General features: G+C 59.6%; 17 protein-coding genes. 9 read left to right on the forward strand and 8 right to left on the reverse strand.

The window, feature by feature from the left end; translation table 11 throughout:
* The first annotated feature begins 384 nt into the window (after positions 1 to 384).
* The 5 genes from FXV83_RS37330 to FXV83_RS37350 all read left to right on the forward strand — a co-directional run bounded on the left by FXV83_RS37330 (position 385) and on the right by FXV83_RS37350 (position 5,438).
* Complete coding sequence (locus FXV83_RS37330; protein WP_235940535.1) at positions 385 to 1,404, forward strand: c-type cytochrome; 1,020 nt, start codon at positions 385 to 387, stop codon at positions 1,402 to 1,404.
* Positions 1,405 to 1,684: 280 nt separating this feature from the next.
* Entirely contained in the window at positions 1,685 to 1,963 is a 279-nt protein-coding gene (locus tag FXV83_RS37335; RefSeq protein WP_148744732.1) for a hypothetical protein, read from the forward strand.
* Positions 1,964 to 2,046: 83 nt separating this feature from the next.
* Positions 2,047 to 3,378, forward strand: a complete 1,332-nt coding sequence (locus tag FXV83_RS37340) for an adenylate/guanylate cyclase domain-containing protein (RefSeq protein ID WP_148744734.1) — start codon at positions 2,047 to 2,049, stop codon at positions 3,376 to 3,378.
* 330 nt (positions 3,379 to 3,708) lie between these two features.
* Complete coding sequence (locus FXV83_RS37345) at positions 3,709 to 4,455, forward strand: FkbM family methyltransferase (protein ID WP_148744736.1); 747 nt, start codon at positions 3,709 to 3,711, stop codon at positions 4,453 to 4,455.
* Between the two features lie 284 nt (positions 4,456 to 4,739).
* Positions 4,740 to 5,438: a glycosyltransferase family 32 protein gene (locus tag FXV83_RS37350; protein WP_148744738.1), complete on the forward strand. Its 699-nt coding sequence runs from the start codon at positions 4,740 to 4,742 to the stop codon at positions 5,436 to 5,438.
* A 124-nt stretch (positions 5,439 to 5,562) separates the two neighbouring features.
* Here the strand turns inward: FXV83_RS37350 and FXV83_RS37355 are convergent, their stop codons facing one another.
* The 4 genes from FXV83_RS37355 to pgm form a co-directional block, all read right to left on the reverse strand.
* The gene (locus tag FXV83_RS37355) at positions 5,563 to 6,543 is read right to left on the reverse strand and encodes a PDR/VanB family oxidoreductase (RefSeq protein ID WP_148744740.1); all 981 of its coding nucleotides are present in this window, start codon (positions 6,541 to 6,543) and stop codon (positions 5,563 to 5,565) included.
* Positions 6,544 to 6,552: 9 nt separating this feature from the next.
* Entirely contained in the window at positions 6,553 to 7,305 is a 753-nt protein-coding gene (locus FXV83_RS37360) for a GntR family transcriptional regulator (RefSeq protein WP_148744742.1), read from the reverse strand.
* A 4-nt stretch (positions 7,306 to 7,309) separates the two neighbouring features.
* Positions 7,310 to 8,359: an aromatic ring-hydroxylating dioxygenase subunit alpha gene (locus FXV83_RS37365; RefSeq protein ID WP_148744743.1), complete on the reverse strand. Its 1,050-nt coding sequence runs from the start codon at positions 8,357 to 8,359 to the stop codon at positions 7,310 to 7,312.
* Between the two features lie 284 nt (positions 8,360 to 8,643).
* Complete coding sequence (pgm, locus tag FXV83_RS37370) at positions 8,644 to 10,290, reverse strand: phosphoglucomutase (alpha-D-glucose-1,6-bisphosphate-dependent) (RefSeq protein WP_187436436.1); 1,647 nt, start codon at positions 10,288 to 10,290, stop codon at positions 8,644 to 8,646.
* 260 nt (positions 10,291 to 10,550) lie between these two features.
* Here pgm and FXV83_RS37375 point away from each other — a divergent pair, with 260 nt between their 5' ends.
* Both FXV83_RS37375 and FXV83_RS37380 read left to right on the forward strand, forming a co-directional pair.
* Positions 10,551 to 11,348, forward strand: coding sequence for a lytic transglycosylase domain-containing protein (locus FXV83_RS37375; RefSeq protein ID WP_148744747.1), 798 nt, complete (start codon positions 10,551 to 10,553; stop codon positions 11,346 to 11,348).
* Between the two features lie 424 nt (positions 11,349 to 11,772).
* Positions 11,773 to 12,954, forward strand: a complete 1,182-nt coding sequence (locus FXV83_RS37380; protein WP_148744749.1) for an acyltransferase family protein — start codon at positions 11,773 to 11,775, stop codon at positions 12,952 to 12,954.
* A gap of 14 nt (positions 12,955 to 12,968) precedes the next feature.
* On the opposite strand, the gene FXV83_RS37385 is transcribed toward FXV83_RS37380, so the two are convergent.
* Positions 12,969 to 13,859, reverse strand: coding sequence for an aldose 1-epimerase family protein (locus FXV83_RS37385; RefSeq protein ID WP_148744751.1), 891 nt, complete (start codon positions 13,857 to 13,859; stop codon positions 12,969 to 12,971).
* Between the two features lie 189 nt (positions 13,860 to 14,048).
* Positions 14,049 to 15,290, reverse strand: a complete 1,242-nt coding sequence (locus tag FXV83_RS37390; protein ID WP_187436437.1) for an acyltransferase family protein — start codon at positions 15,288 to 15,290, stop codon at positions 14,049 to 14,051.
* A gap of 843 nt (positions 15,291 to 16,133) precedes the next feature.
* On the opposite strand from FXV83_RS37390, the gene FXV83_RS37395 reads away from it, so the two are divergent.
* On the forward strand, positions 16,134 to 16,475 hold the full coding sequence (locus FXV83_RS37395) for a hypothetical protein (protein WP_148744755.1): 342 nt from the start codon (positions 16,134 to 16,136) through the stop codon (positions 16,473 to 16,475).
* A gap of 571 nt (positions 16,476 to 17,046) precedes the next feature.
* Positions 17,047 to 18,210, forward strand: a complete 1,164-nt coding sequence (locus FXV83_RS37400; protein WP_148744757.1) for a glycosyltransferase family 2 protein — start codon at positions 17,047 to 17,049, stop codon at positions 18,208 to 18,210.
* 122 nt (positions 18,211 to 18,332) lie between these two features.
* On the opposite strand, the gene FXV83_RS37405 is transcribed toward FXV83_RS37400, so the two are convergent.
* Together FXV83_RS37405 and FXV83_RS37410 are read right to left on the reverse strand one after the other, a co-directional pair.
* The gene (locus FXV83_RS37405) at positions 18,333 to 18,725 is read right to left on the reverse strand and encodes a DCC1-like thiol-disulfide oxidoreductase family protein (RefSeq protein WP_187436438.1); all 393 of its coding nucleotides are present in this window, start codon (positions 18,723 to 18,725) and stop codon (positions 18,333 to 18,335) included.
* Complete coding sequence (locus FXV83_RS37410; RefSeq protein WP_148744761.1) at positions 18,706 to 20,355, reverse strand: hypothetical protein; 1,650 nt, start codon at positions 20,353 to 20,355, stop codon at positions 18,706 to 18,708. The genes FXV83_RS37405 and FXV83_RS37410 overlap by 20 nt, the downstream gene beginning before the upstream one ends.
* Positions 20,356 to 20,728: the final 373 nt, after the last annotated feature.

A 20,728-nucleotide genomic window follows, 5' to 3' on the forward strand; every position in this document is an offset into this window, starting at 1 on the left:
CGGACCATCCCATTAGCGGATGTAGCACTATTTGCTGAAAGCAAACCGAAGCACGCGATATGTATGCTTCGCCATACTGCCGCAGCATCTCGAGATACACTGCCCGGCCTGCGAATCTTGATCATGCTTGGGATCCCACAACTCTGGCGAAACATGAAATCGCCGAACGACCACGGCGCAACCTAATAAGTCTACGGCAATACGCACCGACAGACGAGCCACGAGCCACTAATTTCAGTAGAATACGGCGCGGCATCGATAAGACCGCTACCTGACCCGTGGACATCCTGCCACGAACCTCGCATGCAGGCCACGGCGGTAATTGGCATTGTAACTGCACGCTCGTATGCGTCAGCGATCAGCAGCAAGTAGGAGAGAGACGTCATGAAATCTCACTACGCAATAGCGCTTTTTTCGTTCCGGGCGATGATAGCCCGCCTGCCTCTCCTAACCGGAGTACTTGTACTGACGGCCGCCTCAGAAGCCACAAACCGTGCGTGCAGTGCCGATGGGCCGCCGCCAGCGTGGGCGTATCCCCTCACACCTCCGGGTTTCGAGCTCCCGCCGGACGACGGCAAGCTTAGGCACGTACCAGACAGTTCGGCCGCGTTCAGTGTTAGTCAAATACGTGATCGCTTCTTCACAAAGGATTGGCACCCCGACGATCATCCCCCGATGCCCGAAGTTGTCGCGTATGGAAGGAAGCCAGATGTACTTGCGTGTGGTCACTGCCATCGGGCGGATGGGTCTGGTGGTCCTGAAAACTCAAGCCTCGCCGGGCTTCCTGCTGATTACATCATGCAGCAAATGGTTGATTTCAGGAGTGGAGCAAGAAGGAGCTCGGTGCCGCATCGGCTTCCAGTGACTCTAATGCTTTCAGTTTCCCGTGCCATAACTGACGATGAGGTGGCGAAGGCCGCAGCATATTTCTCCTCCTTGAAGCCGAAAAAGCTCATCAAGGTCATCGAATCTAACGCTGTCCCAAAGACCTATGTCGACTGGTTGATCTACGCCGTGTCAAAAGATGGAGGGCAGGAACCAATTGGCCAACGTATTGTCGAAGTGCCGGACGAGCTCAGTCAGTTCGAGGCTTACGACGCTCGTGCTGAATTTACTGCGTACGCGCCGGTCGGCAGTGTTGCGAAGGGAGAGGCGCTGGTTGCCACCGGCGGCGTCGGCAAGACCATTCAGTGCGGAATATGCCATGGCAGTGATCTTAAGGGCCTCGGTCCCATACCGAGTATCGCTGGTCGCTCGCCAAGCTACACCGTCCGCCAACTCTACGATATGAAGCACGGAGAGCGCACCGGGCCGTGGAGTGCCCTAATGGTTAGGGTTGTCGCCAACTTGGACGAAGAAGATCTAGTCTCGCTCGCCGCCTATCTGGCCTCTCGGGAGCCATGAGGCCAAACAGGCGCAGCGAGTGTGGCTGTCCCTACAGCCCTGCCAGTTCACATCTCTCCCGTAGTACCTGGCGCATGTAATAAGTTGTCAGGTCAAACGTGAGCATGCCGCACTTTCGGCGGGGCGACTTCACCGTCTCGGCGGGCGTGAGAAATATTTTGCTCCTTCTGAGGGTTACCGGGTAGACCCCAAGCGGACATCGAGTCGCGTTCGCGCCCTTCCAGAACACAGATGAAGAGTGGTACGATGCTGCGTCCCGACCGGGCGGGACAGGCGTAAGATGATAGATTCCACCATTTTCCGCGACCAGATGACGATCCGGCAACTCCGTCTCGCAGCTGGTCTCATCATGCTCTCCTATCTCGCGCTGCACCTTAGCATGCACGCGCTCGGCAATGTCTCGTTCGAGGCAATGCAATCAGCTACTCGAATTCATGATTTCGTCTGGCACAGTATGCCCGGGACCATCGCTCTCTACGGCGCGTTCACAGTCCATTTTACGCTCGCGTTCTATGCTCTTTATGCGCGCCGGAGCTTCCTATCGGCGTCGGCGAGTTAGTACGGCTTGTTCTAGGTTTCTCCATTCTACCCCTCTTGTTGCATCACTTTGCGGCGGGGCGGTATGTATATTCAGCGTTCGACGTGACGCGCCGTTACGACGTAGTGCTCACCGTCTATTTTTCCTTTGTTCCGTTCTGGGGGTGGCGGCAAGTTACCGTGCTCCTGGTCGCCTGGACGCACGGTTGCCTCGGCGTGCATTACTGGCTGCGTGCGCGATCTAACTATCATAAGTTTGCTCCGTTATTGCTTACATCCGCCACACTCCTACCAGTGCTCGCTTTGCTCGGGATCTGGCAGGGCACGCGCGAAGTACTTGCACAATGGCAACTGCACCCGGAATGGCTTCAGATGACCGTTCGCGAAGGGCATGTGCGCGATCCAAGCGTGAACGGGCCGAGCTGGGATCTCGAAGTCCAGCTCTACTGGATCTATGTTGTGCTCCTGGCGCTCGTGTTTGTCGCATGGGCCGCGCGCTGGCTGGTTGAACGCCATCATGGCCTGATCAACATCGCGTATCCCGGCGGCCGCGTCGTTCGCGTGCCAGTGGGCTGTGCCGTGCTCGATGCCAGCCGCCGCGCCCGCATTCCGCACGCTGCAATTTGCGGCGGACGAGGTCGCTGTACAACGTGCCGCATCCGCGTACTGCGTGGGGTCGATACGTTGCCGCCGCCAAGCGCTTCCGAGCAAGCGTTGTTGGATCGTTTGCGCGCTGGTCCGAGTGTACGTCTGGCGTGTCAACTGCGTCCGCGCAGTGATACCGCGGTGCTTCCGCTGTTGCCGCCAGACATCGGCGCGAGCGAGATGCGTCGACGTGATTATTCCGAGGCTTCGGACATTGAACGTTTCGTCGCGATCATGTTTGTGGACATCCGCAGGTCAACGGCCTTGGTCGAGAAGCGGCTCCCCTATGACGTGGTGTTCCTGCTGAACCACTTCTTCGACGCCGTGGCAGGCGCGGTAGTCGATACCGGCGGCATGCCCAACCAATTCGTTGGCGATGGCATGATGGCGATCTTCGGCATACACGCGGGACCGCATGAAGCTTGCTCCCAAGCGTTGGTTGCCGCGCAACTGATTCATAGCCGCCTCTCCGACATGAACCGAACATTGGCTAACGAATTGTCGGAACCAATTGCAATTGGCGTCGGGCTCCACGCCGGCAACGTTATCCTGGGCGAGCTTGGCTACCGGGATCACTTCGTCCTGACGGCAATCGGCGATTCGGTACACGTAGCCGCGCGCCTCCAGGAGCTGACCAAAGATTATGGCTGTCAGCTCGTTGTGTCCGACATTGTCGCCGCCACCGCCGGCGTCGAAATGAGCGGGTTTCCCGTGCGCGAGGTAAACGTGCGCGGCCGCGCGGAACCGCTGGCCGTGCGAATCGTCGGCGCCATGAATGAGCTGGTCGCATAAAATCGTCTGGAAGTCAGCGATGCGATGGTCCGCATTGTTACCCTACCGTACTGCTGCGAGCGCGTCAGCATGTCTGCTTGTGGGCCCATCGCGTCAGCGGGCGCAGTGCAGCGACATGTCCGGACGCCGGGGAGGACCGGAAGTCGGTCGCTCAGCGGGAAACCGCCGCGATTGACCCTCAACCGACATTCGGTCGATCGCATTTTGGCCTTAGTTTAAGGTTGCGCTGTCATGATTCAACTAGGGGCGCGCGCGGCTCATGGCCCATCAGCGAAGTGGCGGCAGTAGCGACCAGGCGAATGAGCATGTCTTCAGCTACAGAGGTTTTCCATGAAAGCTAGATTGCCTGCAACGTTGCAGCCCGCGGCTTGCCAGGATCTAATTAGGTTGGGGGGCAAGGGCGACGGCGGATATCTGGTGTCTCGCTCAGATGTTGTTCGCTCCGATTTCCTTTTGTCTTTTGGTGTTAATTGCGATTGGAGATTTGAGAGCGATTTTGTGAATATCAATGATGTTCCTTTGGACGCATACGATGCCTCCACCAACGCGAAGCTCTTTATGAAAAAAGCGGTTAAGGCGTTGTTGGACTTTAAGCCGAAATTGGCATTAGGGCTTCTATGGAAATTGCGAGCGTTCCGGCTGTTTTTCAGAGGGCAAAGGCGACATGTTGCGAAGTATGTTGGCCTTCCGATCGGAGGAATACATTGTACGCTCGATGACGTCTTCTCGCGGATTACTGCTTCGAATGTATTCGTGAAAATGGATATTGAAGGGAGTGAATACAGGTGTCTCGATTCAATCGTGCGCAATCGGACTCGAATTTCTAGCGTCGTTATCGAGTTCCACGAGGTTGATCTTCATCTTGATCGGATTGTGAGTTTTGTGAATGATTTGAAGTTTAATCTGTTGCATATTCACGCCAACAATTGGTCTCCGATCAGCGAGGGAACGCCCCTCGTTGTTGAGCTAACGCTGTCCAAAAACAGCGTGGGCGGGGCTAAAGTCGTAAGTCTCCCATCTGCTCTCGACGCCCCGAACAATCCATCTGCCCCCGATATCGAGATTGCATTCGCTTGAAATTACGAAATAGCCGCAGCCGTTTTAGGAGCAATGCCGGGGTTGCCATCGGCGGCAACTCCTCGAATGTAGAAGTAGGACATTCCGGCTGAGAGGAACTTGACCTTCCCATCAAAGGAGGACGTTGCATGGCTTACGAGAAACGGGAAACGGGAAGTTTGATTGGCAGTGACCAAGTTGAAGGACGGCCGTCGGGCAGCGCTAGGGAACGAAGATAGTTGTAGGTAGCTTATGTGACCGGAAAACGTGCAGGAGAGCCGCGAACGATTGGTATAGGGTAAGCCATGATCCCTAAAATATTCCACCTCACAAGCAAGAGTAAGAAACTGTCTTCGACCGCGCAGGGCAATGTCGATGTCATAAGAGCCTTCTATCCCGACTACAAAATACTGATCCACGACGACGATGACATACTGCAATTCATCAAGAAAAACTATTCTGAGTATTATGAGAGCACGGTCTCCCAGATGTCCAAATTCATTTGGGTTGTCGACACTGTCCGATACCTCGTGATGGATCACTATGGTGGAGTTTACTGCGACACTGACGTTCTATTCAGAAAGAGATTTGAATTTGACGCGGGAGTCATTTTTGTCGAGCGGGAATGGACTTGGCCCAACGATCGTTCGATCACTGATAGTGTGCACAACTGCCTATTTGCAAGCGAGCCGAAGCATCCCGTTTGGACAGATATCCTCAATGGAATTACCCAGAACGTTCGAACCGTGCAGTCTCCAACTGCGCAAGCGGGCCGATTTGCAAGGCGAGTGGTGGCTAAGCTGCTAGGAAAATCAGTTTATCCGTTGGTCTTTGGTGTCACCGGGCCAAATGCTATTTCAAAGATCATCACCCAAAATGGTTCATTGAAGCAACACAAGGACATTCGGGTCGTTCCTGGAAGTCAAATCTTCCAAGCAGGAATGAGCAAGGGAATGTTGGAAGAAGCTTCCTTCGTGCATGGGGCTGCCGGAAGCTGGCAATAGCTTCAAGACCGCGGTCGACTTTCTGTCCGGTTGTGGCCCCTTAGCGGACTCGCTCGGCCAACAAAACCTGTCCGCTCCCGAGGGCAGAGCGGACAAAGCATACGCATTACCTGCCCGGGCCCTGTCAGACCGCATCCGCCCGCAGCAGCGTGTCCACGGTGATGGTGCCTCTCGCGCGGGAGACGCAGGCGCAGATCTTGCGGTTCTCCTGCTTCTCATGGTCACTGAAGAAGACGTCGCGGTGGTCAATCTCGCCGTCGACCTCGACCACGTCGATGGCGCACAGACCGCATTCACCGCGCTTGCAGTCGTACATCACCTCATGGCCGCTGGCGTTGAGCACGTCCAGCATCGAGCGCTCGCGGGGGATTTCGAGCTCGACGTCGGAGTCCTTCAAACGCACGCGAAATGTCTCGGTCGGCAGCGTGCCGCTGGAGCCGAAGGTCTCGTAGCGGAGATCGGGAAGCGGATGTCCTGCCGCGATCCAGGCGTGGCGCGCTGGATCCAGCATCCGCATCGGACCGCAGAGCAGCGCGAGCGCACCTTGCGGCAGTGAGGCGAACAGTGCGTCGAGCTCGAGCCGGCGGCCTTCGTCACTGGCATGGACAACCAGCCGCTCGCCGAGTGTCTCGGCGAGGTCATCGAGATAGGCCGCTTCATTGCGGGAGCGCACGGCATAATGCAGAGCGACATCGGCGCCGCGCCGGGCCAGCGCCTGCGCCGCGCCGAGGATCGGCGTGATGCCGATGCCGCCGGCGATCAGGCAGTAGCTTTCACGCGTCCAGTCGACCGCGAGCAGCGACGATGGCTGCGTGATGTCGAGGCGCGCACCGGGCGCCAACTGCCACATGTAGCGCGAGCCGCCGCGGGAATCCTCGGCACGGCGCACCGCGATTCGCAGGCCACGCGACGAGGCCTCGCCGACCAGTGAATAGGATCGCGTCTCCGGCAGCCCGTCGATGGTCATGCTGACATTGATGTGGCTGCCGACCGGATAGGCGGCGCCGTCGAACCGATCCGGCAGGATCAGGAATTCGCGGATGCCGGGCGCGAGATCGCGGGTCGACACCAGCGTGGCCGGGGTCCAGGTTTCGATGAAGCGCATGGCACTCCCCTAGTCGGTTGCGGTCCTGATCAGCGCGAGCGCCGGCAAGAGGTCGAGATGGGTCCGGTTGCGCAGCGCGAGCCTCAAGTTGCGCACCGCAAGCCGCGCATGCTCGCGCATGACGGCTTCGGCACGGGCGCCTTCGCGGTTCTCGATGGCGTCGATCACGACGCGGTGATGCTCCTGCGCGATGATCAAGATCTGCTGCGCTTCCGTCAGCGCCGACTGCGCCATCACGAAGGCGCTGGGCGAGGCGAACGGCAGCGCGGAGGCGCGGTCGATCTGGCGGATCAAGGGCGGGCTGCGCGACAATTCGGTGAGCAGCGCGTGGAAGCGCGCGTTCAGCGTGACATAGGACGAGAAGGCATCGATCGAGATCGGCACCTGGCGAAGCAATTCGTCGATCGCGGCCAGACACTCCTTTAGCGGCTCGAGCTCGCGGGCGGAGACGCCACGCTCGGCGGCGAAGCGGGCGGCGAGGCCTTCCAGCGTGCCGCGCAGCTCGATGGAGTCGGAGATGTCGCGCTCCGAGAATGCCTTCACCATGAAGCCGCCGGAGGGGATCGCCTCCAACAAGCCTTCTTCCTCCAGCCGCACCAGCGCCATGCGCACCGGCGTGCGCGAGGCGCCGGTGGTTTCCACCGCCTGCAGCTCGGAGATGCGCTCGCCCGGACGCAAAGACCCCGACAGGATCTGGTCGCGTAGCGCGAGCTGCGCCTTCACGGTCTGCGAGACGGAGCGGTCGACCTCGCGCTCGGCCATGTCCCTACTCCGCGGCCTGAAGATGCTGCGGCGGGTTTTCCCTGGCCACCATCTTGTCGATCAACTTGCGCGTCCACATCGCGCCGGCGTCGATGTTGAGGTTGTAGAAGACCCGGTCCGGGTTCTCGTCCATCGCGCGCTGCTGCGCTTCCAGGATCAGCTCGTCCTCGTGGAAGATGCCGGAAACGCCCTCGCGGATTTCGGTGGTGATGCGCTGCTCACCGAGGCGGTAGTTGCGCACGAAGGCCCAGAAGTAATGGCAGGTCTTTTCTGTCTCCGGCGTGATGGTGTTGAGCACGAAGCCGTTGACGCCCTGCGAGCGATCGCCTTCCGGCGCGCCGGTGCCGGTCGGGGCGACGCCGACGTCGATCGCAATGGTGCAAGGCGCCTCAAAGCGGATGATCTGCCAGCGGTCGACGAGACCGGACTTGCCGAGCTGCTTGGCCCAGAACGGCGGCGCCTCGATGCCGCGCATCCAGCGCGTCACCGTCACCGTCTTCTCGCCATGGGTGACGTCGAACGGGGCTTCGGCGACCGCATCATTGCCGATGGAGGAGCCGTGCACGAACGTCTCGTGGGTGAGGTCCATCAGGTTGTCGAGCACGAGGCGGTAGTCGCAATTGACGTGGATGGTCTTGCCGTCGCCGGCCCAGGCGGGATCGTGATTCCAGTGCATGTCGGGCACCAGCGCGGGATCGGCGAGCGCGGGATCGCCCATCCAGAGCCAGATATAGCGGTGACGCTCGACCACGGGATAGGCGCGGACGCAAGCCGACGGATTGATGGTCTCCTGCGAGGGCATGAAGGTGCAGCGCCCCTGCGAATTGTACTTCAGGCCGTGATAGCCACAGACGACGGTGTCGCCTTCGAGCCGGCCTTTGGAGAGCGGCACCAGACGGTGCCAGCAGGCGTCTTCCAGCGCGGCCACCGAGCCGTCGGCCTTGCGGTACATCACAACGTGTTTGCCGCAGATCGTCCGCGGCAGCAGCGCCGGCTTGACGTCGGAATCCCAGGCGGCGGCGTACCAGGCATTCATCGGGAAGGGCTTTGGCATCGGTCTCGCTCCCAGGGCTTATGCATACGTTATGTATACAATAGCGGGGAGATCGAATGGTTCAAGGCTAAAGTAGCCTTATCTAAATACCTTAATCTAGTTTCGAGTATACAGGATTGATTTTTTCCGGCACACGCTCCGCAAACCCCGTCATGCCCGGGCTTGTCCCGGGCATCCACGCTCTTCGTGCCGAGCCCAAGACGTGGACGCCCGGGACAAGCCCGGCCATGACGGCGCTGCAACGGCTGCGCGAATGCGCGCGGGCAGGCGCCCGCGTCGGCGTCTCACGACGCGAACACCTTCGCCAGCCCGGCCTGGGCTTCCTGCTGGATTTGCTTCAGGTGCTCCGTACTGCGGAAGCTCTCCGCGTAGATCTTGTAGACGTCCTCCGTTCCGGACGGACGCGCGGCGAACCAGCCGAAATCGGTTTCGACCTTGATGCCGCCGAAGGGCTGGCCGTTGCCCGGCGCCTTGCTCAGCGTCGCCCGGACCGGATCGCCGGCAAGGTCCTTGAGGCCGAGTTGCTCCGGCGTCAGCGACTTGAGGCTGTTCTTCTGGGGCGCAGTGGCGGCGACGTCGATGCGCGCGTAATGGGGCACGCCGAATTCGGCGGTGAGATCGCCAAAGAGCTGGCTGGGGTCGCGGCTGGTCTTGGCCATGATCTCGGCTGCGAGCAGGCCGAGGATGATGCCGTCCTTGTCGGTGGTCCACACCGTGCCGTCGCGGCGCAGGAACGAGGCCCCCGCACTCTCCTCGCCGCCGAAGCCGAAGCCGCCACCGAGGAGGCCGTCGACGAACCATTTGAAGCCCACGGGTGTCTCGACCAGCTTGCGGCCAAGCTTCTTGGCAACGCGATCGATAATAGAGCTCGACACCACGGTCTTGCCGATCGCGGCATCCTTGCTCCAGCTCGGGCGATGCGCGAACAGATAGGAGATCGCGGTCGCAAGATAGTGGTTCGGATTCATCAAGCCGCTGGTGCGCGTCACGATGCCGTGGCGATCGGCGTCGGTGTCGTTGGCGAACGCGACGTCGAAACGGTCGCGCATCCCGATCAGGCCCGCCATCGCGTAGGGCGAGGAGCAGTCCATCCGGATCTTGCCGTCCCAGTCCACCGTCATGAAGCGGAAGGTCGGATCGATCGCCTCGTTCACGACGGTGGCCTTCAGACCATAGCGTTCGATGATCGGATGCCAGTAATGCACGGCGGCGCCGCCGAGTGGATCGATGCCGATATTGATGCCGGCGGATTTGACCAGGTCGAGATCGACGACGTTGCCGAGATCGGCGACGTAGGGCGTGACGAAGTCGTAGGCGTGGACCGTCGCGGATTTGCGCGCCTTGGCATAATCCGTGCGCGTGACGCCCTTGAGGCCATCGGCGAGATAGGCGTTGGCGCGTTTCTCGACCACGGAGGTCGCATCGGTGTCGGCCGGGCCGCCATGCGGCGGATTGTATTTGTAACCGCCATCTTCCGGCGGATTGTGCGACGGCGTGATGACGACGCCGTCGGCGAGGCCGCTGGTGCGACCCTTGTTGTAGGTGAGGATGGCGTGCGAGATCACCGGCGTCGGCGTGTAGCCGCCGTCCTTGTCGACCATGACATCGACGCCGTTGGCTGCAAACACCTCGACGGCGCTGGCCAGCGCCGGTTCGGCCAGCGCGTGGGTGTCGATGCCGATAAACAGCGGACCGGTCATCCCCTTTTCTCGTCGGTAGTCACAAATTGCCTGCGTGGTCGCAAGGATGTGGCCCTCGTTGAAGGTGTTCTTGAACGAGGTGCCGCGATGGCCGGAGGTGCCGAACGCCACCCGCTGCGCCGGGTCCGCCGCATCCGGTTTGCCAGCGAAATAAGCCGTGACCAGCCGCGGAACGTTGGTGAGTGCGTCCGGCGAGACCAATTTGCCCGCCGCGGGATCAACATCAGCCACTGAAATATCCTCGTCCTGTCGTGCAGAGATTGCGGGATACCATAGCATCGGCCCTGCCCGCGCCAAGGGCACAACACGCGCGATGGGCAAGCCGTTCCTTGGGCGAGATGTCCGTCATCCTGCGGCGCGAGGCGCGCGATGCCAATTCATCGCATGCCGAGCGCCCCAGAATGGTAAGCGGCGCACCTTCCAACCCGGCCGGGAGCAGCCACGGCTCTCAGCAAATCGGTTGTTAACTCGCAAGATATATGACATGCCTCATGTTGTGGGATCCGGCACGCCTTAACCTCAACGCAACATGGCGGCACGTTGCGGTCGTCGTGCTTTGGTTGGCATCGATGTGCGCGCATGCAGAGGACCAGCCTCCAAACGACGCCGAGACGACCTCGACAATTGCCAGTCACGATGGAGACTTCGGCGCCGGAGAGACGCCGACATCTCGAGCCGCGATCCGAAACATCATCGAACGAGAAACTGCCAAGACCGATCTGCCTGCGGACATTGCAGAGGCTGTTGTCTTTGTCGAAAGCGGCTACAACCCGACCGTCATCGGCAGCGCCGGCGAAATCGGCCTCATGCAGGTGCGGCCCGAAACGGCTGCGATGCTCGGCTTTCGCGGAAATGGCGCAGAACTCGCGCAACCGGCCATCAATATCCATTACGGCGTGCTTTATCTCAGCCGTGCATGGCGCCTGGCCGGCGGGGACCTCTGTCGCGCCCTGATGAAATATCGGGCAGGCCATGGCGAGGAGTCCATGACTCCGCGTTCGCAAGTCTATTGCAATCGCGCCCGCAATCGTCTTCTCGCCATGGACTCCGCAGTCGGGCGAGCCGAGGCTGTAGCCATCCCAGCTTCAGCTCCAACGGCGGTAGCGGTTGCGCCGGCGACGAAATCAGCTCGCACTCAGAAAGCGGAGACTAAGCCTAAGGACGTTTATGCGCGCTACCGTCAAGGTACGACAGCAGCAAGCCGGGCATACTGGGCTGCGCATGAGGCCCGGATCGGCCTCATCAAGGCTCGCATCGAAGCGAGATGGAAACGAGTTGCATCACGTTGAAATATCGTCGGCCGCTAGACGCATCCATAGAACGAATAGCTATTTTTGAAGCCTGAACCGGAATAGAGATCATGCACAATAGTTTGAGGGTTTTGTTCGCAATCTCGGCGACCGCCGCCCTGGCCTTGTCTGCGTTCCTCGCCATTCGGTTCGTCGTCGGTTTCAGCGGCTGAACTAGGCGTGTTGTGATGCCCAAACAATATTGGTCACGGTATTGAAGTATTAAGTATGAATTGGCCCACACTTCTCGTTCGGCGCATCGCCCACCCGGGAATTCGCGCCGAGGGCGTCCAAATCCGCTCGTTGCGGCGCAACTTCAAACGCTGGTTAACGTAAACCAAGCCTTCAGCTTCGGAATCCGCGTTGGCCCCATTATGGTCCTGCCTCGCAGGGCAAGGCGGTCGCAAAAGCACGGAGCAATTTGATGCAGGGGCAGGCCCGGTCGGCCGCGGGTCGAACCGACAAAGGCGCAGTCACGCCGTTCGGCCGTTCGCACACGCTCGACTTCCTGCGCGGCCTCGGCATCGCCGGCGTGATGGCGATCCACGTCTCCCAGTCGTTTCCGTCCGGCATCCGGGCGATTGATTTCGGCTTCATGTGCGGCTGGGTCGGCGTCAACGTGTTCTACTTCGTCAGCGCCATGACGATGTGCCTGATGTGGACGCAGCGCACATCGGAATCGAACCCGACCCGCAAATTCTACGTCCGGAGATTTTTGCGCATCGCGCCGCTGTTCTGGCTCGCGATCCCGGTCTACCTCGTCGTCAACGGCACGGGACCGAGCTACAACGCACCTGATGGCATCAGGCCGCTCCAGGTGATCCTGACTGCGACGTTCCTGCACGGCTTCTGGCCGGACAGCGTCAACAGCGTTGTTCCGGGCGACTGGTCGATCGCAGCGGAGATGACGTTCTATCTGGTCTTTCCGCTCGTGATCACCGCCTTCGGATCGCGCCGCCATCTCTACCTCGCGCTCGCGATCGTGCTGCATCTCGTCAATGTCTGCCTGTTCAAGCCATGGGCGTTCGCGCTGTTCTCGGCCTATTACGGCCCCGGCAACGAGGCCTTCGTCTGGAACGCGCTGCACATCAGCTTTCTGAACCAGCTCCCGGTCTTCCTGGTCGGCTGTGCGCTGTTCTTCTCGTTGCGCGACGGCTTTGCGAAATCGGACGCGGCGATCTTCGCCGCCTTCGTCGCACTGTCCTATGCAGCCGACCGCGCCACCGGCTCGCACGAATTCAACTATCTGATGATCAACCTCGTACTCGGCGCGGGCGTCGCCGGGTGCATCCGCTTCGCGATCCGCTGGCGACCGCTCGAGGCGCTCGGCCGCAATTCATATTCCATGTATCTGTCGCACTTCGCTGTGATCTACGGCCTGCGCCAGGTCTGGCCGCTCGCGGACGGGCTGATCTCGCTGCTACTTGCTTATGTCGTCATCGCGGCGCTCGGCTATGTCGTGGCGCGCGTGACGTGGCACCTGATCGAGCGTCGCACGCAGGATCTCGCGCATCGCTTGACCTCTTCAGCGACCAAGACCGCGCCGCGCGCAGAGGCCGTAGCCGTGACAGGTATCGTGCTGGACGGCCGCAGTGCCGGCGCGTGATTGCGGTCAGGCTCTCAGGAAGATCCGACCTCGATCCGGAACGACAACTGCCGTTCCGCTCCAGCTGCGATATGCATCAGCCCCGGCTTGTCGCTGAACTCGCCGTCGAAGCCTGCGGGGCTGGCATAGCCGCGCCAGGGCTCGATGCAGAGGAACGGCGCGCCCGACGGCCTCGACCAGACGCCCAGTTCGCGAAAGCCCCGCCATGACATTTTCAGCCAGGGGCCGCTGGATACACCCTGCCCTGCCGCGTAGCGGACAGAATTGCTGTTGATGCACTCGAAGATGATGGCGTCGTCGGTGAACAGGGACTCGGACAAGGGAAGCACTGTGCCCCTGACGGGGCTCGGCTCTGTGGCGGCGCGCAAGAGCCCCTTATCGAGACGACAGACAGGAGATGACTCCTCTTCGGCAAAGGTCAGCGCGTAACTCGCCTTCGATAGTCCGGGCTGGAGCGGCCAGTTGAAGGCGGGATGACCGCCGAGCGAGGCCGGCAATGTCTCCGCGCCGGTGTTGGCGATCGTGAGCGCAAGGTCGAGCCCAGCGTCATCAAGCGTATAGGTCGCCGTCAGGCGGAACGCGAACGGATAGAGCGCGCGCGTCGGCTCGCTGTCGCCTAGCACCAGCGTGCAGCGGCTTTCGCCGCGCTCCGCCCAGGCAAAGCGGCTGTCGCGCGCAAAACCGTGCTGGGTCATGCGGTATGTCTTGCCGCGGTGCCGCAACTCGTCGTTCGCGAGACGCCCGACGATCGGAAACAACAGCGGCGCGTGGCGCGGCCAGGCCGGCCCCGCCTGCCAGATGAATTCGAGGCCGTCCTGGTCCTTGAGCGAGCACATCTCGGCGCCTTGCGCCTTGATGGTCGCCATCATTCCGCGAGCTCGAATGGAATGCGTTTCGTCGATCATGTTTCACGTGTACACCTCAGAACCACACGCAGCAAGATACTGCATGACTAAAGCGCTTGCGAAGAATTATTGCGCAGCCGGAGTTGCGCCTCGGCTGCTCGGACCTCGATAAATCACACTAACTCGGATGCCAGCACATGAACTGCGCGTCCTTCTTCGATCGAAGTCGAGGGGCTGTAGCAAGGTCTGTCAGGACGAGGCAACGGGCTTAGACTCGGCATGATCGCGACTGGATCGTCGTGCGCCAGTGAGCTCGTTGGACTTGGAGTTGCGCAACAAGAACAGAGCTCTCCAATCGCGCCGATGACCAAACTCAATATAGCGATAGCTCAAAGCGCTCAGCGCGATCACTATTGCGAGATACGGCAATGACAATCGAAGCGTGTCTTTCAAGGAAGATGTATCCGGCGGGATCATTTCGACCATGATGATCGAATGCCATGCATAGATGCTGTAGCACATGCATCCGACGACTTGAATTGCCCATGCTTCGAATACACGATTTGCCGACCATGCCCCGCACAGCACCGCAAGCAACACCACGGAAAACCCGGCGCAAAATATCGTCGTATAGAGAATGCTCACGGCCCAGGGGCCATGATCCTTGAGAAATATGGCCGCAATCATCAGCAGCCCCCCGGGCAGCAGCCCATGCGAATAGAATTGCCTGAGCGAGGCGCTGTCCCTGGACTTGACATAAAGATCGCAAACCAACATTCCGAAAATGAATTGGTAGCACGACCCGAAGATGCCGCCCACAAACGGGCGAAATATGCCGATCCGGTCGACCGCGATAAGATTTCCGACAACCACGAAGGCTGAGCATACGACCACGCTCAACAGCACCAGCCTTTCGAGGCTCCACCGCGCGATCAGAAGGATCAACAGCGGAAACAAAAGGCTAAACCAGATTTCAACACCGACGGACCACAACACGGGATTGGAGGGGGGCATAAACCCGTGCGGCACAAAAATGAAAAGTGTCGATAGGAGTCCGCCAAGCTCCATATACCAGCCGTGCGATCCAGCGGGAGACTTGGCATGGAGTGCAACCGTCACGAGGACGACGATATAGTAAAGGGGAAGCAATCGGGCAGCGCGATGCCAATAGAAATCCGGGAAATCCGCTAGCCGATTGATCGCCCTCTTTTTTGTGCGATAGGGAAGGTACAGAACGAATCCAGAGAGCACAAAGAAGATATTTACGCCCAAGAAGCCGTGCTTCGCGATAACGGCAAGGAGACCATTGGGATCGAGCTCGCCGGGAAACGACGGCGTGCTGGATGTAAACGGGACAAACAGATGAAAGACGATCACCATCATAATGGCGAGTCCACGAAGGCCGTTGACGGCCCCGATCTTCTGCGCGCCGCTTTCTGCGATGGCGGCGGAACCTGGAGATTGTAATAACAAGATGGGCGATCTCAGCATTTCGTGGTTTGCTACTTGCGATACTGGCCAGATTGAACCGCCTGTCAATCGACAGTGCTGCCACATTAATCATCAGGACACGATACTGAACGAGCGCGGCCCAGGACGAATGCGCGAACAACGCGCCTTCAAATAGTCAATTACCGGATATAGACGGCAGCAGGCTGGCTTTGGGGCATAATTGTGAGAGCGTACGTATAGCTTGATGGCAGGGCTCCTTATCATATTTGTTCTGGTCGCGATTGGCTTCGCTGCCGGCTATGGCACGCGCGAGCTAATCTCGCGCAAGCGACACGCGGAGTACCTGCAATTACAACCCTACATTTCGCCCGCGCTCAGACCCAGGCAATCATCTTCTGATGGACGCACGAGGACGCGACATGCCGGGTCTGAATCGCCAATGGCTGAAAGGCGACGGACGAACCACGACATCACGCGCTCGTTTCAGGACATATCCATTCACGACCGCAAGCCAGAAAACCCGGCGAGTCCTGCTGGCGGAGACTTGCATCTGGTCCAGGCTCATCGGCCTGAGCCAGACGCTGGATCTTTGCAGCCCGCGAACTTCGAACAGAGCCTCGAGGAGTTGGTCGCACTCCTGCAGCGCCGGAGGCAGGACGTCTAGGCCCCCTCTACTTCCGAGTCGGTTTGATCAAAAGTCTTTCGCCATGTCTGCGAGTTCGCCTTTTGCAGGTGGTGGTGCCGACCGGCTGCTTGAGCCACGCCGAGGATGTTCCCGAGTGAGCCACTGCCCATTTTGGGCGAAAGTGGCCCACCCACCAATTGACTAGCAGGCACAGTTAGAAAGTGGTATCTTTTCAACAGTTCTGTGGTTGAAATGCGATGGTGCCCCCTGTCCAGGACATTCTTGTCGCAATTGAGGAGGACGGAATTTTGATCTTGCTGTTGGTAGCAAGCGGCGTGGCGGGACTTCTTTTGGGACGCACTTTTCGCGCGTTGGTCCTCATTCCCGCAACGATGCTAATCATGGTTCCAGCGTGGTATTTGGGCACTGAGCAGGGTTTGGTGACCGGTGTGATATTATTTGTCGTCAGCGCCGTGGTCATGCAGGTGGCGTATTTCGCGACCCTGCTAACCAATCTGCTTCGCCAGAACCTCTCGCTGCTCGATCAAGTACAGTCGGAGGCATCCCCGCCGTTGCCTGAATCACGAGTCGCGCTCTAATCAATCACTGGCGCGACAGTGGGCACGCATGCCGAGGATTTCGTCGCATTGCGACGTGCCCCGGATAAGCCTCAAGCTCGTTTAGTCGCGCGTGCCATAGATGGTATTTTCCACGTCGACAGAGCCGTCGGTTTGCCCGTCGACCGGTTTCATTGTGATCCTGTCGAGATTTTGCAGTCGGTGCACCGCCGGTCATAGTCGGCTTGCGAACACCTCGAAACCGTCAGCGGAAAGCCTGTCCCGCGTCACGTCAGCGCACGTCGCATTCCACACTGAATGCCACCTGGGCTCGATCTCCTCAATGAACTAGTAGCATTACGTCAGCAGTGACTCACGCTGTTCGGGGATTGATGACAATGGCGAGGCGGATCTGGAACCGGCGCCTGTGAAATCCCCGGCCGATATTTCTCTATTGTGCAGAAGAAGCGCACAGATGGCCTCGCCAATGGACTTATGAAATGCAGATTCGCTGAACCGATATGACTGCCGTCGATGGCACCTATCTTCGCCGTCTTTGTCGTGTCCTGTCTTAAGATTGCGCCAATGTGTTTGGTTGACTGGAGGATCCAAGATGGAACTGCTGGCGAGAGCAGCGGCAGCAGGACGCCGTAGCGGCCCATGGGACGCATTGCAAGAGTCGATCGAAACGGATCAAGCGGCTGTAGCTCTCTCGATGCCAACACGATTGCGGCCGAAGCAGCGTCCCGGTCCCGTCATTCACCGGATCGATACCCGGCCGCTCGATATCGGTGCCGATGAGATCGTGGCGGTCGGCAAACTCCGCAATGAGATGCTGCGACTACCCGATTTCCTGCGCCACCATCGCCGACTCGGGGTCAGACGTTTCCTCGCGATCGATGATCATTCGGACGACGGCACGCGAGAATTCCTCCTCGATCAGCCAGATGTTCACGTATTCGAGATCCGCGAGCCGTTTGCAGAATCACGTGGTGGCGCGCGTTGGACCAGCGCCGTGCTCGACCAATTCGCGCCGGGACGGTGGGCGCTGACGCTCGACGCCGACGAGCTCTTTGTCTACCCCGGCTGCGAAACTTTTGATCTTCGATGGCTGTGCCGCTACCTGGAGAGCGCAGGCGCGGATTGCATGACTGCGGAGATGATTGATATGTATCCACGCGTGCTCGGCGGCTCGGAACGCTACCGCGCCGGGGAGAGCCTTGTCGCATTCTGCCCCTACTTCGATTCAGATACCTACGTGAAGCGCCGTCGGCGCGGCTTTCCGACGAACTACCTGATTGGCGGAGCGCGAGCGAGACTGTTCTATGATGAGTCGATGCCGCTGAAGATCGCGCTCTACGACGCGCTCGTACGGCTGCTTGAGCCCTACGGACTGGCGCGGCTTCTGCCTGCAGTCAACATCACGCGCTGGGAGCCACCGCTGCTTACTAAGGTGCCGCTCGCGCGCTGGTTGCCCGGCCGTCGCTATATCGCCGCCGGTCACCTGATGGCCCCGCGCGGCAAGCCAGGCGACGTCACGGGCGCCCTGCTCCATTTCAAGTTTCTCCACGACTTCACAGACAAGGTCGCCGCCGCCGTTCGCGAGGGGAATTACTACCGCGGATCGGTCGAGTATAAACGCTACGCGGAGCGGCTCGCTCAGGATCAGTCATTCGAACTCACCTATCCGAAAAGCCGGATCTACCAATCGTCGGATGATATTGTCAGTTGCGGTCTGATGCGCTTCTCCCCGGCCTACCAGGCCGCGATGCGATAACCCTAACCATCGCTTCCGAAACATCGGGCGGAGTCCTTTTCTCGAATCGTCACCGGGCTCCATCGTTCCACTTGATGAACTTTTTGGAAGACCGGTACGCGCTGTTCTGGAGCACGCACTGATCAGAGCTCACCGATCAGCTTGCGGCCGAGCAGCCGAAGGAGAAGTTTCCTTCCACGCACGAGCGTCGGATAAAGTGCCCGTGCGAGGCGCGGCCGTGAGAACACGAGCCGATTGACCCGGTTGAAAAATGTCGCTTCGCCGGCAAGCGTTGCCAGCAGATACATTGCCTCGGCCCCATAGTAATACTGCCTACGCCAGCGAACCACCATGCCTTCATTTAGATCGAGGTTGTGCGCGCGGATCTCGCCCACGATCGGATGTTCCGAACGCGCGTCGATCAGGTGGACGCGCTGCCCCTGCTCCCGCAACTGGTATAACAGAACATAACGGCTGCATAAGGGGCATTCACCGTCATACACAACCCAGATCTCGTCATCGCCATCTTGGGTCAATTCGATAGTCCGTCTGCTTCCGAACGTTGCGCACAAGTTTGCCTTCCGCAAGGCCGAGGCATACCGAATCCACTACGTAGTGATAGGCGACAATGTCGTCCATGCTCAGCTTGTTGAATTCGCGGTACATCCATGGATTAGCGAGCATGTGATGGGGATAGGCATAGAAGCTGTTGTTGTCCTTGACCCAGGGATAGACGCGAAAAAAGCGGTCCGTCTCGCGGACCAGTTTCTCCACGGCGTCTATGGCTACTCCTGTGTCCTGACGCGGAAGAACCTCCGGGCCGCAGGTAGTCGCGTCGTGCCAAGTCGCAAGGTCGTGGTTGTTACCGCCAACGCGAGCCCGGAAATGGTTTTCGGGGATGTACATGGTTCCGGTCCCGATCATGTACGAGTAGATGCCGAAATAGGTCGACGGGGCGAGGATCTGGCGGCCATCCCGGGTCTCGACGAAGAATCGCGGGCTTGCCAGCTTCGGCCCGTCCAACCAGCCGAGAAAGTTGGTGTAGAAGAAGAATCGACCGCAGATGATAGCCACGACCATCACAACCTTCATGGCCGGGGTGAATCCGTCGCGCGGCAGCCTGCGCGCCGCGGCGACGATGAAAAGGTTGAGCGCAATCCAGAAGAAGAACAGCGCCCCGAGCGTGAAGTACACACCAACGTGGAAGACATCGAACAACAGACAGAAGAACGACAACGCGCGCGTCGAGATCGCGGCCAGCGGCGACAGCAGCTGCGCACCCAGCACAAAGACGTTGAAGAGCAACTGGTTGCTGACGATCGCGTCCCAGATCGTCTGCAACGCGCCCGGCCATAGGCCGAGCGGGGCGTCGCCACGTTCGAGCCCCATCAGGATCGAGGTCTGCGTGGGGTTCGCAAGCAGCCAGGTCCACGGCTTCTCGCCGCCTGCCTGCAGCTTCGCGATTCCCGACCAGAAATAGCTGCCGAGATGCGCCCCGACGGCGCACGCCCAAATCAGGCCGTAGGCGCGATCGCGGAGCTCTTTCACGCCATCTGCGGAAGCGAACACAGTCCGCAACTGCGGCACGCGATCCATTGCCCAGGCACTGGTGAGGACGATCGTGCCCAGCACGCCAAGGACGCAGAAGTTGCCGACGTCGAGCATGCCAAGATAATCGGTCTCGGTCACAAAGATGCCGGACACGACGCTGACCAGCTCGCGCCACGCATGGTAGAAGTAGAACAGCGGCAGGAGAAATGCTGGACGCCAGATCGCGGCGATGCCGGCTACAACCGCAAGCACTGCGCCGTAGCGAAAGAACAGGATCCTGTCGCCCGAACCGAAAAGGATATTGGCAGGGCCTGCGAAGGGCCCGAGTGAATCGAACAGCAACTGCACGAAGATCGCCATTCCGATCGCGAACGCGGTGATCCGCAATGGCGGCGAGAAATCCCGATAGCGAATCGAGTTGAAGGCGAGCGCGCCGGCAAATACCCCGCAAAACAGTACAAACGCGTAAATGTCAGACCAGCGCGCGAGATGCGTGACGGCCCGCCGCGAAATCGCAGAAAGAACGACGGCTACTGCAAGGAGGAAGAGAGGTCCCGCGAGCGACGAGATGCCAGACCGGGTTCCTTGCCGTGATGCAACGGTGTATAGCGCCATCCCCGTCTGGGACCTCCGGAACTGCGCGATCGCAGATCAACCGAACATTATCGAATCGATTGCGTCCTGCAAGCATCGCAAGCGCAGGCTTGGCCTTCCCCGGTGGGAGTGCTCACAAAATCATCTTGCGGGAACCTGAATACTACGAATTGAAATGTGACAAACTGCGGGCATTGATGTGTGACTGCGCGTCTCCATACCGACATTGGTGAACTTTCAAGCAATCGTTCGAAGTTGCTCATACGCCTCCCTCGACGAGAATCGCCTCAGAGTCCGCCGATCCCACATAGCTCGATCAGATCTTCCGTTCGTGTCAAAGCCGAGCTAAAAGCCGGGACGGTCGGAACCGTCATAGTTGAGAGCGATAGATTTC

The sequence above is a fragment of the Bradyrhizobium hipponense genome (assembly GCF_008123965.1).
Classification (GTDB): Bacteria; Pseudomonadota; Alphaproteobacteria; order Rhizobiales; family Xanthobacteraceae; genus Bradyrhizobium; species Bradyrhizobium hipponense.